At 69.8% G+C, this 21,429-nt stretch carries 13 protein-coding genes; all 13 read left to right on the top strand.

Features of this window, described 5'->3' with window-relative positions:
- Positions 1–159 precede the first annotated feature (159 nt).
- Positions 160–420 (top strand): acyl carrier protein, encoded by a 261-nt coding sequence (locus ACGFW5_RS09925; RefSeq protein WP_393833677.1) that lies wholly within the window; start codon positions 160–162, stop codon positions 418–420.
- Positions 421–424: 4 nt separating this feature from the next.
- Positions 425–1,630 carry a beta-ketoacyl-[acyl-carrier-protein] synthase family protein gene (locus tag ACGFW5_RS09930; RefSeq protein WP_393833678.1) on the top strand — a complete coding sequence of 402 codons (1,206 nt, stop codon included), beginning with the start codon at positions 425–427 and terminating at the stop codon, positions 1,628–1,630.
- The gene (locus tag ACGFW5_RS09935; protein ID WP_393833679.1) at positions 1,627–2,805 is read left to right on the top strand and encodes a beta-ketoacyl synthase N-terminal-like domain-containing protein; all 1,179 of its coding nucleotides are present in this window, start codon (positions 1,627–1,629) and stop codon (positions 2,803–2,805) included. The genes ACGFW5_RS09930 and ACGFW5_RS09935 overlap by 4 nt, the downstream gene beginning before the upstream one ends.
- Positions 2,806–2,809: 4 nt before the next feature.
- A complete protein-coding gene (locus ACGFW5_RS09940; RefSeq protein ID WP_393833680.1) occupies positions 2,810–3,922 on the top strand; it encodes a beta-ketoacyl synthase N-terminal-like domain-containing protein in 1,113 nt (370 codons plus the stop codon).
- The gene (locus ACGFW5_RS09945) at positions 3,915–4,778 is read left to right on the top strand and encodes a beta-ketoacyl synthase N-terminal-like domain-containing protein (RefSeq protein WP_393833681.1); all 864 of its coding nucleotides are present in this window, start codon (positions 3,915–3,917) and stop codon (positions 4,776–4,778) included. The genes ACGFW5_RS09940 and ACGFW5_RS09945 overlap by 8 nt, the downstream gene beginning before the upstream one ends.
- Entirely contained in the window at positions 4,775–6,553 is a 1,779-nt protein-coding gene (locus ACGFW5_RS09950) for an alpha/beta fold hydrolase (RefSeq protein ID WP_393833682.1), read from the top strand. The genes ACGFW5_RS09945 and ACGFW5_RS09950 overlap by 4 nt, the downstream gene beginning before the upstream one ends.
- On the top strand, positions 6,550–7,188 hold the full coding sequence (locus ACGFW5_RS09955; RefSeq protein WP_393833683.1) for a 2-hydroxychromene-2-carboxylate isomerase: 639 nt from the start codon (positions 6,550–6,552) through the stop codon (positions 7,186–7,188). The genes ACGFW5_RS09950 and ACGFW5_RS09955 overlap by 4 nt, the downstream gene beginning before the upstream one ends.
- A gap of 3 nt (positions 7,189–7,191) precedes the next feature.
- Positions 7,192–7,353: a hypothetical protein gene (locus ACGFW5_RS09960; RefSeq protein ID WP_393833684.1), complete on the top strand. Its 162-nt coding sequence runs from the start codon at positions 7,192–7,194 to the stop codon at positions 7,351–7,353.
- A gap of 94 nt (positions 7,354–7,447) precedes the next feature.
- Complete coding sequence (gene fabG, locus ACGFW5_RS09965; protein WP_393833685.1) at positions 7,448–8,188, top strand: 3-oxoacyl-[acyl-carrier-protein] reductase; 741 nt, start codon at positions 7,448–7,450, stop codon at positions 8,186–8,188.
- Positions 8,185–8,658: a 3-hydroxyacyl-ACP dehydratase FabZ family protein gene (locus ACGFW5_RS09970; RefSeq protein ID WP_393833686.1), complete on the top strand. Its 474-nt coding sequence runs from the start codon at positions 8,185–8,187 to the stop codon at positions 8,656–8,658. The genes fabG and ACGFW5_RS09970 overlap by 4 nt, the downstream gene beginning before the upstream one ends.
- Positions 8,651–9,118: a 3-hydroxyacyl-ACP dehydratase FabZ family protein gene (locus ACGFW5_RS09975; RefSeq protein WP_393833687.1), complete on the top strand. Its 468-nt coding sequence runs from the start codon at positions 8,651–8,653 to the stop codon at positions 9,116–9,118. Before ACGFW5_RS09970 ends, ACGFW5_RS09975 begins: the two co-directional genes overlap by 8 nt.
- A 277-nt stretch (positions 9,119–9,395) precedes the next feature.
- Positions 9,396–14,048 (top strand): amino acid adenylation domain-containing protein, encoded by a 4,653-nt coding sequence (locus tag ACGFW5_RS09980; RefSeq protein ID WP_393833688.1) that lies wholly within the window; start codon positions 9,396–9,398, stop codon positions 14,046–14,048.
- Positions 14,045–21,429 (top strand): amino acid adenylation domain-containing protein (locus ACGFW5_RS09985; RefSeq protein WP_393833689.1); only part of this gene is annotated, 7,385 nt, incomplete at its 3' end. The genes ACGFW5_RS09980 and ACGFW5_RS09985, both read left to right, overlap by 4 nt.

Consider the following 21,429-nt stretch of genomic DNA (forward strand, 5'->3'; position numbering starts at 1 on the left):
GCGACCAAAAGGTCACGGCCCGGTGAACCATGCCCTCCCGCTAAAGAGCGGAAACGGCTCAAGTCTGAACCCCCATACGAGCTGGATTCGCCGACTCGGGGCGTACTAATCTGAATGCGTAAAGACGAAGTTCGCCTTTACGTGAAAGGGAGAAATAGAATGTCAGCCACCATCAAGCAGGACCAGCTCGACGAGATCCGCGAGATTGTCGCCGAGGTTCTTGAGGTCGAGCCGGAGGAGATCACCGACACGAGCAGCTTCGCCGACGACCACGAGGCCGACTCGCTCCGCGCGATCGAGATCCTGGCCCGCCTGGAGAAGAAGTACAAGGTCGAGATCCCGCAGTCGGACCTGCCGAAGATGGTCAACCTGACCGCGGTCTACGACATCCTCGTCGAGCGCACCGGCCGGCTGGGCTGATCCCATGCGACGGGTAGTCATCACGGGCCTGGGGCCTGTCTCAAGCATCGGGATCGGAGCGTCCGCCTACGAGCAGGCGCTGCGGCAGGGTGTCAACGGCGTCTCGCCGATCGCGTGCTTCGACACCACCGGTTTCCCCTACTTCATGGCCGGAGAGGTACACGATTTTCGGCCGGAGGACATGGTCCGTCGGCTGTCTGTCGAAGAGTGGGGCCGCACCAGTCTCTTCGCGGCGTCCGCCGCCCGTCTGGCGGTGGCGGACGCGGGAATCGACGAGGACGTGCTCGCGGCCTCGCGAGCCGGTTCGAGCATGGGGACCACCGGCGGCGAGTCGCAGATACTGGAGCGACTGACCGCCGACACCCTCGCCGGCGGGTACGACGGCCTCGACGCCGGCCTGATCAAGCAGGTGTCGAGCGCCAGGCTGTCCCAGGCGGTCAACCGCGAACTGCGCCTCACCGGCGACGCGGTGACGCTGTCCACCGCCTGCTCGGCCAGCAACTACGCGCTCGGGTTCGCCTGCGACATGATCCGCTCGGGCGAGATGGATTACATGATCGCCGGCGGAGCCGATTCGGTGCACCGCTGGTCGCACGCCGGCTTCTACCGGCTCGGCGCGCTCACCGAGAAGGCGTGCTCGCCGTTCGACAAGGACCGCTCCGGCATCATCACCGGTGAGGGCGGTGCCGCGATGTTCCTTGAGAGCCTGGACTCCGCGCTCGCCCGCGGCGCGCGCATCCACGCCGAGGTCCTGGGCTACGGACTGAACTGCGACGCCAGCCACATGGTGGCGCCCGACCGGGCCAGCATCGCCGCCTGCATGCGCCTCGCCCACAAGAACGCCGGGATCGAGGCCGCGGACGTCGACTACATCTGCGCCCACGGCACCGGCACCCCGGCGAACGACTTCACCGAGGCGAGCGCCGTGGTCGACGTGTTCGGCGACAACCCGCCGCCGATCAGCTCGACCAAGTCGATGCTGGGCCACGCCATGGGAGCAGCGAGCGGACTCGGAGCCATCGCGTCCGTGCTCGGCATCACCGGCTCGTTCCTGCCGCCCACCATCAACTACAGCACCGCGGACCCCGACATGCCGCCGATCGACCCGGTCCCCAATCACGCCCGCGACGCGGACGTCCGCATCGCCCAGGTGAACGGGTTCGCCTTCGGTGGCAACAACGCCATCGTCATACTCGGGAGGATGTCTTGACGACCGCGACCAGGAGTTCTGCGGCCGCCTCCGGGGCCGGGACGGCGGCCACCGCCACCCTGGCCATCACCGGCTTCGGCGTCCTGTCCGGGGCCGGCCTCGGACCCCAGGCCCTCGCGGCCGCGATCGCCGGCCCGGCCCCCGAGCCGAGCGACGTCCGCGACCTGTACGAGGAGCCGCTGCCGCGCCAGGAGGCCCACGCGCTCCTGGACTTCAAGGTCCGTGACCACCTCGGCCGCAAGGGCACCTCGTTCTTCGACCGGGCGACCGGGCTGGGCCTCGTCGCCTGCAAGGCCGCGCTCGCCGACTCCGACCTCGTCGTCGACGACGACAACCGGGACCGTGTCGGCATCACCCTCGGCACCACGGCCGGCAGCGCCAAGTCGACCAGCGACTACAGCCGGGACACCTTCGTCCAGGACCGCCCCTACCTGGTCAACCCGCTGCTCTTCCCCAACGCCGTCATGAACTGCACGGCGGGACAGGCCGGCATCTGGTTCGGCCTCAAGGGCCCCAACGCCACAGTGGCCGGCGGCAGCATGGCGATGCACAACGCCCTGCGCTACGGCCGCAACCTCATCAACTGCCACTACGCCGACGCGCTCCTGGTCGGCTCCGTGGAGGAGTTCAGCCCGCACTCGGCCTGGGCCGCGCACTTCGGCCAGTCCGTCGAGGGCGGCGACCTGCCCGCGGGCGAGGGCGCCGCGGTGTTCGTGCTCGAACGCGCCGACGACGTCCGCGCCGCCGGGCGTTCGATGGACGCCGAGATACTGGCCGTCGAGGTCGGCGTCTTCGACCCGCCCGGCCCCGACGGAGCCTTCGCCGCCGGTCTCGAAACCTGCCTGCGGCGCGCCCTGGACCGGGCCGGGGTGGCACCCGAGGAGGTCGCCACCGTGGCGACGGCCTGGAGCGGCATGCCGCGCCTGGACGACGCCGAGGAAGCGGCCGTCACCGCCGTGCTCGGCGCGGACGTGCCCCGGCTGCGCGTCAAGGAGGTCACCGGCGAGGCGTTCAGCGCCACCGGCGCCTTCCAGGTCGCCGCGCTCCTCGCGCGGCACCGCGGCGAACCCGCCCGTGACGGCGAGATCTCCGTGATCACGACCCGCTCGGCCGAGGGCGCCACCGGCGCCGCGGTCATCAGGGGGTGGAGCCGTGCCGGCGGTCATCACGGGTAGTTCCATGATCACCTGCCTGGGTGATCTGGACGCCACCCACCAGGCACTGCTCGAAGGGCGCAGCGGAGTCGCACCGCTGCGCCTGGGCGACCCCGACAAACTCGGCGTCGCCCACGGCTACCAGATCGCGGACGGGCCCGGCACCGACGGGTCCGGCCCGCGCCTGGCGGCCGGCTGGCTCGCCGACTGCGTGTCCGAAGCCCTTCGCGCCGCGCGGGTCGACCCCGCGCGGCGCCGGGTGGCCGTCGTCGTCGGCACCGGCCTTCGCGAACTGCGGGGCGTGGAGCAGTGGCACGGCGACGGCGCCCAACTGCGCCTGCACCAGCTGCACTTCACCGCCGCCGTACGGGCCGTGGTGCCCGAGGTCACCGAGGTGCACACCATCGCCAACGCGTGCGCGGCCTCCGGGTACGCGCTCGCGCTCGGCGCGGACATCCTCGAACTCGGCGAAGCCGACGTGGTGGTCGCCGCGGGCTGCGACACGATGACCGAGAGCATGCTCACCGTCATCGGCAAGGTCACCGACGGCACCTCCGACATGGTGCGCCCGTTCGACGCGGAACGCCCCGGCGTGCTGCTCGGCGAGGGCGCCGCCGCCGTCGTCCTGGAACGGCCCGAGGACGTCACCGACGGTAGGCCCGCGCTCGGTACGCTCCGTGGTGTCGGCCTGACCTGCGACGCCTATCACGAGACGGCGCCCGACCGGGCCGGGATCATCGACGCGATGCACCAGGCGCATGAGCGTGCCGGAGTGAAGCCCGAGGACATCGGCCTCGTCGTGGCGCACGGCACGTCCACCGGCCTCAACGACCCGACCGAGACCGCGGCCCTGCTCGACGTCTTCGGCGGCGAAGGACCCCCGGTCACCGCGATCAAGGGCGCGATCGGCCACACCTCGGGCGGCGCGGCCCTGATGAGCGTGCTGATCGCGCTCGCCTCGATGCGCACCGGCACCGTCCCCGCGGTGGTGGGACTGCGCTCACCGATGGCCGAGGCCGCCGAACTCGGCCTCGTGCACGGCGCCCCGCTCACGGCCGGTCCGCGCCTGGCGCAGATCAACGCGTTCGGGTTCGGCGGAGTCAATGCGGTGACGATTGTGGAGGCATCCGATGTCTGACGGCGACACGCAGGTCGTGGTGGCGGGCTGGGCCGTCCACGTGCCCGGCGCGACGGCGGCCGAACTCCCCGGTTCCCCGGCCGAACCCGCCTGCTCGGCAAACGACGCCAAACTCGTCCTCGGCCGCAAGGGACTGCTCGGCAAGGAGCCGGCCACCAGGCTCGCCCTGTGCGCCGTCCACCGGGCCCTCGGCCTCCCCGCGGGCCTGCCCGCGGGAGCCGTGGACGGGGCGGCCGGAACGGCCGTCGTGGTCGCCTCCAACCTGGGCAACGTCGAGACCGTCTGCTCGATGGTGTCGGACATGCGCGCCGAGGGCGGCTCCGCGGTGAGCGTCCTGGACGCGCCCAACGCCTCAAGCAACATCATCGCCAGCAGCATCGCGATCCGGTACGGCTTCACCGGCCCCAACCTCGCGGTGTGCAGCGGCGCCACGGCCGGCCTCGACGCCGTGCAGCTCGCCACCCGGCTGCTGCGCACGGGCCGCGCCCGGCGGGCTGTCGTCGTGGGCGTCGAACCCGCCGACCCGGTGTCGCGCGCCCTGGAGGCGCTGCGCGCCGACGGCGGCGGGCTCACCGAGGGAGCCGGCTGCGTCCTGCTGGGCGTGCCCGGCGCCTGGCCCGGCCGCACACAGCTCCGCATCGGGTCCGTGACACGCCACCGGGAGCGGCCTGATGCCGCGCGGGCCGCCCTGAGCGGGTTCTACGGCGCCGAGGGCGTCATCGCGCTGGCCGTCGCGGCCGACCGGCTCGCCGCCGGACACGCCGCGGACCGGACCGTCGTCACCTGCGGCGACCACGAGGACACCTGGGCCTGCGTGGACGTGTCCCGGCCCGAACCGATCGGCAGCCCGGCATGACGGCATGGGACACGGTGGCCCGGGCCGACGGCCTGGAAGTCCACCGCGGCCCGGGGCAGGGGCCCGCGCTGGTCGCGGTGCACGGCATAGAGGACTCCTGGGCGGTATGGCGCGCGCTTGCCGACCAGCTGCCCGGCTACCGCCTCTACGCGCTCCAACTGCCCTGGCACGGCGGCAACTCCTACACCTGGCGGGCCGAGGGCTCGCCGGGCGCATGGCTGCGCCGGGCCCTGGACCTGGTGCCCGAGCGGCCCGCCGCCCTGGTGGGCCACTCGTTCGGGGCCAACGCGGTCCTTGAGTACCTGGCCGACTGCGCGGGCGACCCCGGCACCGACGCGGCGGTGCTCGCCGCGCCGTTCTACCGCCCGGCCGACTTCCCCGTGTCCCCCGCCATCCGCACCCGCTCCGAGGGCGCCCTGCGCAAGGTCATCCACCAGGGCGTCGACATCGCGCTCGGACCGCGCGCGGCCACCCTCGACCCGGACATCCTCGCCGCGATGAAACAGAAGGCGAGCGATCGCGCCGTCGACTGCGGACTCCCCGTCTTCTACCGGGAGTTCGAGGCGTCGGGACAGATCGACCTGTCCCGGATCGAGGTGCCCACCCTCGTCCTGGCCGGGGTCGACGACGAGTCGCTGACCCCGATGCGCGCCGCCGCGCTCGACCGCGCCATGCCCGCGGCCACGGTGCGGCTGCGCGCCGCGTACGGACATTTCTGCCATGTGACACAGGCGGGGGAGCTGGCCCGGGAGGCCGGCGCCTTCCTGCGCCACACCCTGCTCGACCCCGCCAACGTTCCCGTCGAATCCGAAGGAAAAGGCACTGTGACGAATCTGCTGGACGGCGCCCCCACCACCTATGTGGGCATGCCGCGCTACGAGGGTGCCAACATCCGCACCTGGATCGGGTTCAAGCACTTCATGTACCTGGCCGAGGAGGCCGTACTGGAGTACTTCCGCGAGCGCGGCGTCGGCGCCCGCGACATGTACCACCGCTTCGGTCTCGGCCTGGAGATCGTCGACTCCTCGGTGCAGCTGCCCGCGACGCTCTTCGTGGACGACCGCGTCTACGCCACCGTCGTCTCGGCCACCGCGAAGCCCGGCCAGGGCGCCCCGTTCACCATCACGCTGACCGTGGAGCGCGACGGCGAGGCCGTCACCGTCCTGAAGGGCAAGCTCCGCGTCGCCCTGATCGCCGTCAAGGACGGTTCGGGCACCGAGCCGGTCCCCGCGATGCTGGAGCCCTTCGTGGTGCCCGAGGTGGCCGCCCTCGTCAACGCCAAGTCCGCGAGCCTGCCCATCGCCTCGGGTCAGGACGTCGCCGACGTCCTGGTCCCGCAGGGCTCGGGCGCCTACCTGTGGTCCTGGCGCGCCCCCTACCCGTACTGCCACTTCTCCGACCGGCTCCAGCACTCGGCCTACGTCCGCACCCTGGAGGAGGTCGTCGACCGCTTCCTGCACGACCGCGGCCTGGCCATCGGCAAGCTCCTCAACGAGCGCGCCTGGATCCCCGTCGTCTCCCGCGCCCGTGTGCAGATGCTGTCCGACATCTTCATGGAGGAGACCGTGCACACGGTCTTCACGATCGAGGACGTCATCAAGGACACCGTCTACACGGCCCGCATGGACTGCTACGTGCGGCGCGGCGACAGCCTTGAGCTGGCCGCGACGGCCACCATCATGCACGGCTACGCCATCAGCCGCGGCGAGAAGGCCGGCACCGTCGCGATCCTCGACGAGGACGTGAAGGCGGTACTGCTCGGGGGGCAGGCGTGAGGCGGCCGCCCCGGCTGTACTTCTCGCTGCGCAGCCCCTTCAGCTGGATGGCGGTGCGCCAGCTCGAAGAGCGCCTGCCGAACGCGGAGGAGCTGATCGAGTACGTCCCGTTCACCGAGCCGGACGACATCAGCATGGCCGAACTCGAATCCCGCGGCGGCGAGTTCCACTACATCGCCATGAGCAAGGCCAAGCACCTGTACATCCTGGCCGACACCAAGCGGCTCGCCGCGAAGTACGGCTACGCCATGAAGTGGCCGCTCGACACCGGCCACGAGTGGTGGGAACTGCCCCACCTCGGCTGGCTCAAGGCCCGTGAGCTCGGTGTGCACCGCGCCTACTACCGGGCGGTGATGGCCGCCCGCTGGGAGCGCGGCGAGAACATCTGCGACCGCGAGGAGCTGCGCCGCATCCTGTGCGAGGCGGGGCTCGACGGGGACACCCTGGTGGCCGCGCCGGAGGACCCCGCCATCCGGGAGCAGGGCGTTCAGGCCCTGATGGACGTGTACGAGGACGACGTGTTCGGCGTCCCGTACTTCAAGCTCGGCCGGCACCGCTTCTGGGGCCTCGACCGTCTCGACGACTTCGTCGCGGCGCTCGAGGAGTCGCTGCTGACCTCCGCGAAGAAGGGATGACCCATGAGTACTGCCACCGCGCACATGCCCGTGACGCACGAGAGGTCCGCCGGCTACCCGCTGGTGGACGCGGAGTGGGGCGAGGACCCGCTGGCGGGCATCCCGGCCGAACTCGTCGACCGCGTCGGCGTCCTGGACCACGACACCGCGGGCGGCTGCGGCTGACCAGCCGCACCGGCCGGCCGCCGGCCGCGAGCCACCCGTCGGGGTGTGCCGTGGCCGGCGCGGGCAGCACCGCACCAGCTGAGGAGAGAGAGCAGTGAGCGAACAGGGTTGCACCGTCGTCACCGGCGGATCCAGGGGCATCGGACGCGCGGTGGCCGTCCAGCTCGCCAAGGAAGGCCGCGACATCGCCTTCTGTTATCGCAGTGACGTCGCGGCGGCCGAGGAGACCGAGAAGCTGCTCCGCGAAGCGGGCGTGCAGGTCTACCACGCGCCGTGCGACGTGTCCGACTTCGACGCCGTGCAGGAGTTCATCGGCGCCGCCGAGAAGGCGCTCGGACCGGTCCGCGCCCTCGTCAACTCCGCCGGCATCGTCCGCGACAACCCGATGGTGCTGATGCCGCCGCAGGACTGGCGGGCCGTCATCTCCACCAACCTCGACGGCACGTTCAACTTCTGCCGGGCGGTGGTCTTCGGGTTCATGAAGCGCAAGGAGGGCACGATCGTCAACATGTCCTCCGTCGCGGGGCTCGACGGCAACGCCACCCAGACCAACTACTCCGCGTCCAAGGCCGGCATCCAGGGCATGAGCGTGTCCCTCGCCAAGGAGCTGGCCGGTTACGGCATCCGCGTCAACGTGGTCGCCCCCGGGTTCATCGAGACCGACATGACCGAGGTGCTGTCGGAGAAGGTGCGGGCCCAGGCGCTGAAGAGCATTCCGATGCGCCGCTACGGTGGCGCCGACGAGGTCGCCGACCTCGTCTCCTTCCTCCTCTCCGACAAGGCCGGCTACATCACCGGCGAGATCATCCGGGTGGACGGCGGAGTCGTGCTGTGACCGCCCCACCCACCCCGCGCCCCGTGCCCGGCGCCGCCGTCGAAGCCGGCCGCCGGGCACGGGCGGCGCCGGTTCCGGCCGTCGACTCCTGCACGGTCCTTTCGGCGAGCGACGTCACGGCGCGCAAGCTCGTCCGCGCCGACGACCCGTACATGGAGGGCCACTACCCCGACGTCACCATCTACCCGGGCGCCTTCCTCCTGGAGTCCGTCTACCAGGCCGTTCTGCACCTGGTGTGGGAAACCCGCGGGACCGGCTCCTTCGCGGTCCCCGCACGGATCGACTCGGTCCGCTTCCTGGCCGCGTTCGGCCCCGGCGACGTCCTGGACATCCGGTGCGCGTGCACGCCCTCGGGACCGGACGGCCTCGACGTGACGGCCGAATGCCGCAAGGGCGAAACCAGGGCGGCCAAGGTCTCCATGAGCTTTCGCATCGTCCCCGCCGCGGACCAGGAGGTGACGGATGCTTGAACACGCCGCGATCCGCGGCAGGATCCCGCACGCCCACCCCATGCTGCACGTCGACCGGGTGCTGGACATGGAGCCCTACGACGTCATCGTCACCAGCAAGGCGATCACGGGCAGCGAAACCTGCTACGCCCGGCTCGGACCGAGCGTCGCACAGCACGCCCTGAGCTACCCGCCGTCCCTCCTGATCGAGTCCTGGGGCCAGGGCGGCGCTTTGCTGTGGCTCGAACGCGAACGGGCCGAGGGCCGCACGGACACCGACGCCCCCCTCCTGGCCGCGCTGCGCGGCATCACCTTCCACCGGGGCGTCCATCCCGGTGACACGCTGCGGCACACCGTACGCATCGACCAGTACACGGCCGCCGGCGTCATCATGAGCGGCGAGAGCCGGTGCGAGGGGGAGCTGGTCGCCGAGATCGGCTACGCCCTCGCCGTGCTCCGCCCCTCCGACAAGCTGTTTTGAAGTATTGAAATCGAGCAGGACCTCCGCACGCTCAGCACATAGTCTCGCTTTGATGCCGAATGGATGAGTTCTGGCGACGCCCGAAATGGGCGCTGGAACTCCGGAAATGGCGAACATCGCGTATCCGAGGAAACCCTTGAGCGGTTTCCGCCTGGCCGGGTCCAAGAAGCCGGATCACTTCGGATGACTGTGGCTGAGCATCGTCGTCGGCGCACATCACGTCATGTGAGTCGGACCGGCGCCGAGAAACCCAACGGAGGGAACGACAATGTCAGCAGTGCCTGCTGGAACCATTGATCTCACTGCGGCGCAGCGTGGCATGTGGTTCGCTCAGCGCTTGGACCCGGCCAATGCCCTTTACATCATCGCCGAATACATCGACATTCGGGGGGCGCTCGACCGGGCCGCGTTCGTCGAGGCCCTGCACCGGGTCATCGGTGAGGCGCAGGCCCTGCGGACCACGTTCCACGAGCGGGACGGCGAGCCGGTGCAGCGCGTGCATCCCGCGCCGCCCGCGCAGGTCCGGCAGGTCGACGTCAGCGCCGAGCCGGACCCGGCGGCGGCCGCCCTTCAGTGGATGCTCGCCGACGCGCGCACCCCGGCCGATCCCGGCCGCGACCCGCTGTATCTGTTCGCGCTCATCGACCTCGGCGGCGACCGGCACCAGTGGTACTACCGCACCCACCACATCGTCCTCGACGGCTTCAGCGGGGGCCTGGTCGCCACCCGGGTCGCGGAGCTCTACCGCGAGCTGACCGGCGGCCAAGTCCCCGCCTCCCGACGGGAGTTCGCGACCCTGGCCGAACTCGTCGACGCGGACGCCGCATACCGCGCGTCGGACGCCTTCGCGAGCGACGGGGCGTACTGGCTCGACCTGTTCGCGGACCGCCCCGAACCGGCCAGCCTCTCGGGCACCCAGCCCTCCATGCCGTCCTCGTTCCTCCGGCGCACCGGTCACCTCCCCGACACCCTCACCGCCGGCCTGCACGCACTGGCCCGCGAGACCGGGTCGAGCTGGCCGGGAGTCACCGTCGCCGCCATCGCGCTGTACATGGCGAAGATGACCGGCACCACCGACATCGTCCTCGGCCTGCCCGTCGCCGCACGCCGCGCCGGCGCCGCCAAGCGCACCCCCGGCATGGTCTCCAACGTCCTGCCGCTGCGCATACCCGTGCCGGCCACGGGCACCGTGGCCGACCTGGTCAAGGCGGCGTCCGACGCCATGCACGGCGCGGTACGCCACCAGCGCTACCGCTACGAGGACATGCGGCGCGAGCTGAAGCTCGTCAGCGACGACCGCCGGCTCGTCGGCCCCCAGGTCAACTTCCTCATGTTCGACACGGACTTCGCGATACCCGGCTGCGAGACGGTGTCGCACAGCCTCACCGTCGGACCCAACGACGACATCACCTTCGTCGTCGACGGCCGCCCCGGACGCGACGGCCTCGCCATCGACCTGCACGCCAACGGCGACATCTACCGGCCGGGCGACGTCGAAGACCACGGCGCCCGCTTCGAGCACCTGCTCGCCCGGCTCGCCGAGTCCTCGCCCGAGCGCCCGCTCGGCGACATCGAGGTGACGACCGCGCACGAACGCCACACCCTCATCGAGGAGTGGAACGCCACCGGCCGCGACCTCGCCACCCTCACCGCCCAGTTCGAGGCCCAGGTCAGCCGCACCCCCGACGCCGAAGCGCTCGTCTTCGCACACGAGACGCTGACCTACCGGGAGCTGAACGCCCGGGCGAACCGGCTCGCCCACCGGCTCATCGCGCTCGGCGTCGGCCCCGAGGACCGCGTCGCCGTGGCGCTGTCCCGCTCGGTCGACCTCGTGGTGAGCCTGCTCGCCACCTTGAAGTCCGGCGCGGCCTACGTCCCCGTGGACCCCGGGCACCCTCACGACCGCATCGCCTACCTGCTCGACGACGCACGCCCGGTGGCGGTCCTGACGACGGCGGCACTCGCCACGGCACTGCCCGCCTGCGACGGCCCGCGACTCGCCCTGGACGACCCGGCGACCGTGGCGGAGCTCGCCCGGTACGCCGCCACGGACCCCACCGACCAGGACCGCACGAGCGCGCTCCACACACATCACCCGGCCTACCTCATCTACACCTCCGGCTCGACCGGCCGCCCCAAGGGCGTCGTGGTCCCGCACGCCGGAATCGTCAACAGGCTCCAGTGGACCCAGGGACGGTACGGCCTCACCGGCGCGGACCGGGTGCTCCAGAAGACCCCGTCGGGCTTCGACGTGTCGGTGTGGGAATTCTTCTGGCCGCTGGTCGAGGGCGCCACCCTGGTCGTGGCCCGCCCGGACGGCCACAAGGATCCCGCCTACCTCGCGGAGATCATCGAGACCCAGCGGATCTCCACCCTCCACTTCGTCCCCTCCATGCTCCAGGCGTTCCTCGCACGGGCACCCTTCACCCAGAGCTTCCCCGCGCTGCGCCGCGTCCTGTGCAGCGGCGAGGCGCTGCCCCGCGAGACCCAACGCCAGTTCTTCGCCGCGTTCCCCACCGTGGAACTGCACAACCTGTACGGACCCACCGAGGCCTCCGTCGACGTCACCGCCTGGCAGTGCGCACCGGACGCCGACGAGGACAGCGTGCCGATCGGCGCACCGGTGTGGAACACCCGCACCTACGTCCTGGACGCCGCGCTGCGCCCCGTCCCCGCCGGTGTCCCGGGCGAGCTCTACCTCTCCGGCGTCCAGCTCGCCCGCGGCTACCTCAACCGCGCCGCACTGACCGGCGAACGCTTCGTCGCCGACCCGTTCCGCCACGGCGAGCGCATGTACCGCACCGGCGACCTGGCGCGCCGGCGCGACGACGGAAACCTGATCTTCCTCGGACGCTCCGACGACCAGGTGAAGATCCGCGGCTTCCGCATCGAACTCGGCGAGATCGAGACCGCCCTGTCCGCGCTCGACGACGTCACGCAGGCCGCGGTGATCGTGCGCGAGGACGGACCGAGCGGCAAGCAGCTCGTCGGCTACGCCACCCTGCGGCCCGGCGCGAGCGCCGACCCCGCAGGCCTGCGCCGTACGCTCGCCGACCGGCTGCCGGAGTACATGGTCCCCGCCGCCGTGGTGATCATGCCGGACCTGCCGACCACCGCGAACGGCAAACTGGACCGGCGGGGCCTGCCCGCACCGGACTACGGAGGCCTCGCGACCGGTGCCGCGGCCCGCAACGAGGTCGAGGACGTCCTGTGCCGGGCGTTCGCCGACGTACTCGGCCTGGAGACGGTCGGCGTCAGCGACAACTTCTTCGACCTCGGCGGCGACAGCATCGTCGCCATGCGGCTCATCTCCCGCGCGCGCCGTCACGGCCTCGTCCTGACCGCCGAGGACATCTTCGCCCACAAGACCGTCGAAGCCCTCGCCCCCCACACCTCGGCCGCCGAGGCCGACATCGAGGACGACGGGGAGGCGACCGGGGACGTCCCGGCGACACCGATCATGCAATGGCTGCGCGAGCGCGGCGAACTCATCGAGGGATTCGGCCAGTTCGCCCTCATCCAGACCCCCGTCGGGGTCCGCGCCGACCACCTCGACACCGCCCTGCGCGCCCTGACCGACCACCACGACGTCCTGCGGGCCCGCCTCGAACGCACCCCGGCCTGGCGGCTCCACATCCCCGACGCACCCCTCACCGGACCGTCGGCCGGCCTCGCCGACGTCGTAGACGTCGCCGGACTGAACCAGCGCGCACTCGCCGCCACCATCGCCACCCACCGCGAAAACGCGGCCGCCCGGCTGCGTCCGGACGACGGCGTGATGCTCCAGGCCGTCTGGTTCGACGCCGGCAACACCCGGCCCGGCACACTCCTCCTGATCCTGCACCACCTCGTCGTCGACGGAGTGTCCTGGCGGATCCTGCTCGACGACCTCCAGAGCGCCCACGCCGCGGCCGCCGCGGGCCACGCCCCCCAGTTCGGCGCACGCGGCACGTCCTTCCGCAGCTGGGCCCGCCGGCTCGACAACGAAGCACACTCGCCCGAGCGGGTGGCGGAGCTCGCCGCCTGGAAGGACACGCTCGCCCACCCCGCGCCCCTGAAGCCCGACGGCTCCCGCCTCGACCCCGCCCGGGACACCGTGGCCCGGCTCGCCTCGCTGGACACCGCACTGCCGCCCACGACGACCGAACCGCTCCTGACGACGGTGCCCGCCAGGATCAACGGCGCCGTCACGGACATCCTGCTGACCGCCCTCATGATGGCCGTGTCCGCGTGGCGCAGCCCGGACGGGCGTGAGGAAGGACGACTCACGCTGGCCCTCGAAGGTCACGGCCGCGTGCCGCTGCGCGCATCGCACGACCTGTCAAGGACCGTCGGCTGGTTCACCTCGCTCTACCCGGTGACCCTCAGCCTCGGCCCGGCCGACGCCCGGGCCGCGGCCCACGACGGCGACGGCGCCGACCACGCCGTCAAGCAGATCAAGGAACAGCTGCGCGCGGTACCGGGCGACGGCATCGGATACGGCCTGCTGCGCCACCACAACCAGGGCACGGCCCGCGAACTCGCCGCCTGTCCCGGCCCCGACGTCGCCTTCAACTACCTCGGACGTTTCGACTCCGCCGCATCCGACCCGCACAGCTGGGGCCTGGCCCCCGACGAACCCCTCGGCGAGACAACAGAGCCCGCCATGCCCGCCGCCCACCAGCTCGACATCAACGTCATGGTGCGCGACACGGCCGAAGGACGCCGTCTGACCACCCGGTGGAGCTGGCCGAAGGCCCTGTTCACCGAGGACGAGATCGGCCGCCTCGCGGACCACTGGCAGCGCTCCGTCGAAGCGCTCGTCGCTCGCTCGCAGCAGTCGGACGCCTCGGTCCAGACCCCCTCGGACCTCACCCTGAACACCCTCAGCCAGAACGAACTCGACGCGCTCGAAGACGAGTTGGCCCACGAATGGGAGATCGCACAGTGAAGCAGTCACGGATCGAAGACGTCCTTCCGCTCTCGCCCCTGCAGGCCGGTCTGCTCTTCCACGCGCAGTACGACGAGAGCGACGCGCCCGATGTCTACACCGTGCAGTTCGCCCTCTCCCTGAGCGGCCCGCTCGACGTCCCCGCGCTCCGCGAGGCCGCCGCCAAGCTGCTCGCCCGCCACCCCAGCCTGCGCGCGAGCTTCCGGTCCCGGCGCGACGGCGACGTCGTCCAGGTCGTGCACCGCACCGTCCCGCTCCAGTTCGCCGAACACGACCTGCGCGCCCTCGACCCCGCCGGCCGGCCCGAGGAGCAGGAGCGACTGGTCGCCGAGGACCGCGCCCGCCGCTTCGACCCGGCCGCGCCCCCGCTCCTGCGGTTCACACTGATCAGGACGGACGAGAACAGCCACGTCCTGCTGCTGACCAACCATCACATCCTGCTCGACGGCTGGTCGATGCCGCTGCTCATCGAGGACCTGTTCAGCCTGTACGCCGACCCCGAGGGCCGGGGCCTGCCGCCCGTCGTCCCGCACCGCACGTACCTGTCCTGGCTGATGCGCGAGGACACGGCAGCACACCACGCCGCCTGGAGCGACCTGCTCGACGGCGTGGAAGAGGCGACCCTGATCGCCCCGGACGTTCCCGCCGACGCAGCAAAGACACCGCTGAACCACGTCGTGGAGCTCTCGGCCGAACTCACCGACGAGCTCACCGCGTTCGCCCGCTCCCACGGTCTCACCGCCAACACCGTGGTCCAGGGCGCCTGGTCGATCCTGCTGTCCCGGCACACCGACCGCGACGACGTCCTGTTCGGCACCACACTGGCGGGCCGGCCCGCCGAGGTGCCCGGCGCCGAGTCCATGGTCGGCCTGTTCATCAACACCGTCCCGGTACGCGTCCGCGTACAGCCCCACGAGCCGGTGCTCGCCATGCTGGAACGCCTCCAGCAGCAGAGCCTGCGGATGGCCCGGCACCAGTACGTGGGCCTCGCCGACATCCAGCGCAGCGCCGGGATCGGTGAGCTGTTCGACTCCCTGGTGGTCTTCGAGAACTTCCCGCACGACCTCCAGTCCGCGATCCCCGGCACCGAACTGCACCTGGACGACGTCACCCCGCACGACGCCACGCACTACCCGCTCGCCCTGGTGATGGCGCCGGGCCCGCAGCTCTCCCTCCGCTTCAACTACCAGTCGGGAGCGCTGGAACACGCCGAGGTCGAGACCATCGCGGAGCGCCTGATACGGGTCATCACCTCGGTGATCCGCGACGCCGACCGGCCGACCTCGGCGATCGATGTGCTGGGGGAGGTGGAGCGTCGTCGGGTGTTGGTGGAGTGGAATGAGACGGGTGTGGGTGTGGTGCCGTCGACGTTGCCGGTGTTGTTCGAGCGGCAGGTGGATGTGTCGTCGGGCGCGGTTGCGGTGGTTGCTGGTGGTGTGGAGTTGTCGTATGGGGAGTTGAACGGTCGGGTCAATCGTTTGGCTCGGTTGTTGGTGGGTCGGGGTGTGGGTCCTGAGTCGTTTGTTGCGGTGGTGATGCCGCGTTCGGTGGATCTGGTGGTGGCGTTGCTGGCTGTGGTGAAGGCTGGTGGTGCGTATGTGCCGGTGGATCCGGGTTATCCGGCTGAGCGTATGGCGTTCATGGTGGCGGATGCGGCGCCGGTGGTGGTGTTGACGTTGGCCGGTGTGGATGTGGGCGATGTGGGTGGGACGCCTGTTGTGGTGCTGGATGATCCGGCGGTCGCTGGTGTCGTCGCGGCACAGTCGGATGCGGATGTGGTGGACGGTGAGCGGCGTGAGCCGCTGCGCGTCGACCACCCCGCGTATGTCATCTACACGTCGGGATCGACCGGCCGCCCCAAGGGCGTCGTCGTCACCCACCACGGCATCGCCCACCTGACGGCCACCGAGATCGACCGGTTCGACGTGGACGCCACGAGCCGCGTCCTCCAGTTCTCCTCCCCGAGCTTCGACGCCTCGGTCCTCGAAGTGTGCATGAGCCTGCTGGCGGGCTCGACCCTCGTCGTTCCCGCGGCCGGAGTGCTGGCCGGTGAAGAACTCGGCGACCTCCTCGCGCAGGCCCGGATCACCCACGCCCTGATCTCTCCCGTGGCCCTGGCCGGCGTCCCCTCCACCGGACTGCCCGACTTCCGCACCGTCATCGTCGGCGGCGAAGCATCCGGCGCCGATCTGGTGGAGCGGTGGTCGGTGGGTCGGCGGATGGTGAATGCGTATGGTCCGACGGAGTCGACGGTGTGTGTGTCGGTGAGTGATCCGTTGGTGGGTGGGGGTGTGGTGCCGATTGGGCGTCCTGTGGTGGGGACGCGGGTGTTTGTGTTGGATGGTGGGTTGTCGCCGGTGGCGGTGGGTGTGGTGGGTGAGTTGTATGTGGCTGGTGCTGGGTTGGCGCGTGGGTATTGGGGTCGTTCGGGTTTGACGGCTGAGCGTTTTGTGGCGTGTCCGTTTGGTGGTGCGGGTGAGCGGATGTATCGGACTGGGGATCTGGTGAAGTGGTTGCCTGATGGGAATCTGGTGTTTGTGGGCCGGGTTGATGATCAGGTGAAGGTGCGTGGTTTCCGTATTGAGTTGGGTGAGGTGGAGTCGGCGCTTGCCGGGTGTCCTGGGGTGGGTCAGGTGGTGGTGATGGTTCGTGAGGATCGTCCGGGTGACCGTCGGCTGGTCGCTTATGTGGTGGGGTCGCCGGGTGTGGCTGGTGTGGCGGGTCTGGATGGGGGTGCGGTTCGTGCGTTTGCGGGTCGTTCGCTTCCGGGTTATATGGTGCCGGCGGCTGTGGTGGTGTTGGATGCGTTGCCGTTGACGCCGAATGGGAAGTTGGACCGGCGGGCTTTGCCGGTTCCGGAGTTTGGTGGTGCGGGTGGGGGCCGGGCGGTGCGGTCTGCGCAGGAGGAGATTCTGTGTGGTCTGTTTGCTGAGGTGTTGGGTGTGGCGAGTGTGGGGGTGGATGACAACTTTTTCGAGTTGGGTGGTCATTCGTTGTTGGCGACGCGGTTGGTGTCGCGGGTGAGGTCGTCGTTCGGTACGGAGGTGGCGATTCGGGCGTTGTTCGAGGCGCCGACGGTGGCGGAGTTGGCGTTGCGGGTGTCGGGTTCGCCCGGTGCGCGGAAGGCGTTGGAGGCGGTGGAGCGGCCTGAGGTGGTTCCGTTGTCGTTCGCGCAGCGTCGTCTGTGGTTCCTGAACCGGATGGAACCGGAGTCGGCGGCGTACAACATTCCGGGCGCACTCAGACTCTCGGGTGCGGTGGATGCGGATGTGGTGCGGGCGGCATTGCGGGATGTGGTGTCCCGTCATGAGAGTCTGCGGACGGTGTTCCCGGAGGCCGGGGATGGTGAGCCGTGCCAGGTGGTCGTCGATGTGGATGTCGATGTGCCGGTGGTCGCGGTCGATGACTCCTCGCTGATCGGGGCGCTGGCTGCTGAGGCGGGCCGGGGGTTCGATCTGTCGGTGGATGCTCCGCTGCGGGCGACGTTGTTCGATCTGCCGGGCGATGAGTTCGTGTTGCTGTTTGTGCTGCATCACATCGCTGGTGATGGCTGGTCGGTTGCTCCGTTGGCGGGTGACTTCTCGGTGGCGTATGCGGCGCGGGCCGGGGGGCGGGCTCCGCAGTGGGAGCCGTTGGCCGTGCAGTATGCGGATTACACGTTGTGGCAGCGTGATGTGCTGGGTTCGGAGGACGATCCGGACAGTGCGATTGCCGCTCAACTGGCGTACTGGCGTGAGCAGTTGGCCGGAGCTCCGCAGGAGCTGGCGTTGCCGGTGGACCGTTCCCGTCCGGCGGTCTCCACGTACCGCGGGGACGCTGTGACGTTCACGGTGGATCCGGAGCTGTACAAGGGTGTTGCGGCTCTGGCGCGGGGTTCGCAGGCGAGTGTGTTCATGGTGGTGCAGAGCGCGTTGGCGATGCTGCTGAGCCGGCTGGGTGCGGGTGAGGACATTGTGCTGGGTACGGCGGTGGCGGGCCGTACTGATGAGGCGCTGGATCGTCTGATCGGGTTCTTCATCAACACGCTGGTTCTGCGCACCGATGTGTCGGGTGATCCGAAGGTCGCGGAGCTCATCGCGCGGGTCCGTGAGGGTGACCTGGCGGCGTATGCCAACCAGGATGTGCCGTTCGAGCGGCTTGTCGAGGTCGTCAACCCCGAGCGGTCGCTGTCCCGGCACCCCCTCTTCCAGACGATGCTGGTCTTCCAGAACGTCCCCGAAGCGACCATCGACCTGCCCGGCGTGCGCAGCGTCATGGAAGCGGTCGAGTCCACCTCGACCAAGTACGACCTGGCGTGGACCTTCTCGGAGGTCCGTGGCGCAGATGGTCCCGTGGCTCTGAATGGACATCTGCAATTCAGTCTTGACCTGTTCGACCGTTCGACGGTTGAGGGGTTGGGGCGGCGGTTGTTGCGGGTGCTTGAGGCGATGGTGGCGGATCCGGCGGCTCGGGTGAGCAGTATTGATGTGCTGGGGGAGGTGGAGCGTCGTCGGGTGTTGGTGGAGTGGAATGAGACGGGTGTGGGTGTGGTGCCGTCGACGTTGCCGGTGTTGTTCGAGCGGCAGGTGGGTGTGTCGTCGGGTGCGGTGGCGGTGGTTGTTGGTGGTGTGGAGTTGTCGTATGGGGAGTTGAACGGTCGGGTCAATCGTTTGGCTCGGTTGTTGGTGGGTCGGGGTGTGGGTCCGGAGTCGTTTGTTGCGGTGGTGATGCCGCGTTCGGTGGATTTGGTGGTGGCGTTGCTGGCTGTGGTGAAGGCTGGTGGTGCGTATGTGCCGGTGGATCCGGGTTATCCGGCTGAGCGTATGGCGTTCATGGTGGCGGATGCGGCGCCGGTGGTGGTGTTGACGTTGGCCGGTGTGGATGTGGGTGATGTGGGTGGGACGCCTGTTGTGGTGCTGGATGATCCGGCGGTGGCTGGTGTGGTCGCGGCACAGTCGGATGCGGATGTGGTGGACGGTGAGCGGCGTGAGCCGCTGCGCGTCGACCACCCCGCGTACGTCATCTACACGTCGGGATCGACCGGCCGCCCCAAGGGCGTCGTCGTCGCGCACCGCAGCGTCGTGGACTATCTCTCCTACACCCGACAGGCCTACCCCGCCGCCGAAGGCGTCGCCCTGGTCCACTCCCCGGTCGCGTTCGACCTGACCGTGACCGCTCTCTACACGCCGCTGGTCTCCGGCGGCCGGATCGTCCTGGCCAGCGTGGAGGACGAGGACGAGCAGACTGCTGCCCTCCTCGCCGAGACGCCCACCACTTTCCTCAAGGCAACGCCCAGTCACCTGCCGCTCCTTGAGAACCAGCCCGCGGGCTACTCGCCGGCCGGGCACCTGTTGCTCGGCGGCGAAGCCCTGCGCAGCGAGACGCTGCGCACGTGGCGTGAGCAGCACCCCGACGCGGTCGTCAGCAACGTCTACGGTCCGACGGAGTCCACGGTCAACTGCACCGAATTCCGCATCGAACCCGGCCAGGTGCTGCCCGACGGCATGGTGCCGATCGGCCGCCCCCAGTCCAACGCACGGGTCTACGTGCTGGATGGTGGGTTGTCGCCGGTGGCGGTGGGTGTGGTGGGTGAGTTGTATGTGGCTGGTGCTGGGTTGGCGCGTGGGTATTGGGGTCGTTCTGGTTTGACGGCGGAGCGTTTTGTGGCGTGTCCGTTCGGTGGTGCGGGTGAGCGGATGTATCGGACTGGGGATCTGGTGAAGTGGTTGCCTGATGGCAATCTGGTGTTTGTGGGCCGGGTTGATGATCAGGTGAAGGTGCGTGGTTTCCGTATTGAGTTGGGTGAGGTGGAGTCGGCGCTTGCTGGGTGTCCTGGGGTGGGTCAGGTGGTGGTGATGGTTCGTGAGGATCGTCCGGGTGACCGTCGGCTGGTTGCCTATGTGGTGGGGTCGCCGGGTGTGGCTGGTGTGGCGGGTCTGGATGGGGGTGCGGTTCGTGCGTTTGCGGGTCGTTCGCTTCCGGGTTATATGGTGCCGGCGGCTGTGGTGGTGTTGGATGCGTTGCCGTTGACGCCGAATGGGAAGCTGGATCGGCGGGCTTTGCCGGTTCCGGAGTTTGGTGGTGCGGGTGGGGGCCGGGCGGTGCGGTCTGCGCAGGAGGAGATTCTGTGTGGTCTGTTTGCCGAGGTGTTGGGTGTGGCGAGTGTGGGGGTGGATGACAACTTCTTCGAACTGGGTGGTCATTCGTTGTTGGCGACGCGGTTGGTGTCGCGGGTGAGGTCGTCGTTCGGTACGGAGGTGGCGATTCGGGCGTTGTTCGAGGCGCCGACGGTGGCGGAGTTGGCGTTGCGGGTGTCGGGCTCGCCTGGTGCGCGCAAAGCGTTGAGGGCGGTGGAGCGGCCCGAGGTGGTTCCGTTGTCGTTCGCGCAGCGTCGTCTGTGGTTCCTGAACCGGATGGAGCCCGAGTCGTCCGCGTACAACATTCCTGGCGCGCTGCGTCTGACCGGCGCCGTCGATCCCGAGGTGGTCCGCGCCGCCCTGGACGACGTGGTGGCCCGCCACGAAAGCCTGCGGACGGTCTTCTCGCAGACCGCCGACGGTGAGCCGTGCCAGGTCCTGGCCGACGTCCGGATGGATGTGCCGGTGATCCAGGTCGACGAGGACGGGCTGTTGACCGGCCTGTCCGCCGAGGCCGGCCGCGGCTTCGACTTGTCGGTCGACGCCCTGCTGCGCACGGTCCTCTTCGACCTCCCCGGCGATGAGTTCGTGTTGCTGTTTGTGCTGCATCACATTGCTGGTGATGGCTGGTCGGTTGCTCCGTTGGCGGGTGACTTCTCGGTGGCGTATGCGGCGCGGGCCGGTGGGCGGGCTCCGCAGTGGGAGCCGTTGGCCGTGCAGTATGCGGATTACACGTTGTGGCAGCGTGATGTGCTGGGTTCGGAGGACGATCCGGACAGTGCGATTGCCGCTCAACTGGCGTACTGGAGTGAGCAGTTGGCCGGTGCTCCGCAGGAGCTGGCGTTGCCGGTGGACCGTTCCCGTCCCGCGGTCTCCACCTATCGGGGTGACGCCGTCACCTTCAGCATCGACGCCGAGCTGTACCAGGGTGTCGCGGCTCTGGCGCGGGGTTCGCAGGCGAGTGTGTTCATGGTGGTGCAGAGCGCGTTGGCGATGCTCCTGAGCCGGCTGGGTGCGGGTGAGGACATTGTGCTGGGTACGGCGGTGGCCGGTCGTACCGACGAAGCGCTGGATCGTCTGATCGGGTTCTTCATCAACACGTTGGTTCTGCGCACCGATGTGTCGGGTGATCCGAAGGTCGCGGAGCTCATCGCGCGGGTCCGTGAGGGCGACCTGGCGGCGTATGCCAACCAGGATGTGCCGTTCGAGCGGCTTGTCGAGGTCGTCAACCCCGAGCGGTCGCTGTCCCGGCACCCCCTCTTCCA

This window comes from Streptomyces sp. NPDC048416 (assembly GCF_043200435.1).
Lineage (GTDB): Bacteria > Actinomycetota > Actinomycetes > Streptomycetales > Streptomycetaceae > Streptomyces.

Bases quoted from the DNA above. Each gene is read 5' to 3' on its own strand.
- ACGFW5_RS09940 (WP_393833680.1), top strand. From the start codon at position 2,810: ATGATCACCTGCCTGGGTGATCTGGACGCCACCCACCAGGCACTGCTC.
- ACGFW5_RS09975 (WP_393833687.1), top strand. From the start codon at position 8,651: ATGCTTGAACACGCCGCGATCCGCGGCAGGATCCCGCACGCCCACCCC.
- ACGFW5_RS09925 (WP_393833677.1), top strand. From the start codon at position 160: ATGTCAGCCACCATCAAGCAGGACCAGCTCGACGAGATCCGCGAGATT.
- ACGFW5_RS09930 (WP_393833678.1), top strand. From the start codon at position 425: ATGCGACGGGTAGTCATCACGGGCCTGGGGCCTGTCTCAAGCATCGGG.
- ACGFW5_RS09960 (WP_393833684.1), top strand. From the start codon at position 7,192: ATGAGTACTGCCACCGCGCACATGCCCGTGACGCACGAGAGGTCCGCC.
- ACGFW5_RS09945 (WP_393833681.1), top strand. From the start codon at position 3,915: ATGTCTGACGGCGACACGCAGGTCGTGGTGGCGGGCTGGGCCGTCCAC.
- ACGFW5_RS09950 (WP_393833682.1), top strand. From the start codon at position 4,775: ATGACGGCATGGGACACGGTGGCCCGGGCCGACGGCCTGGAAGTCCAC.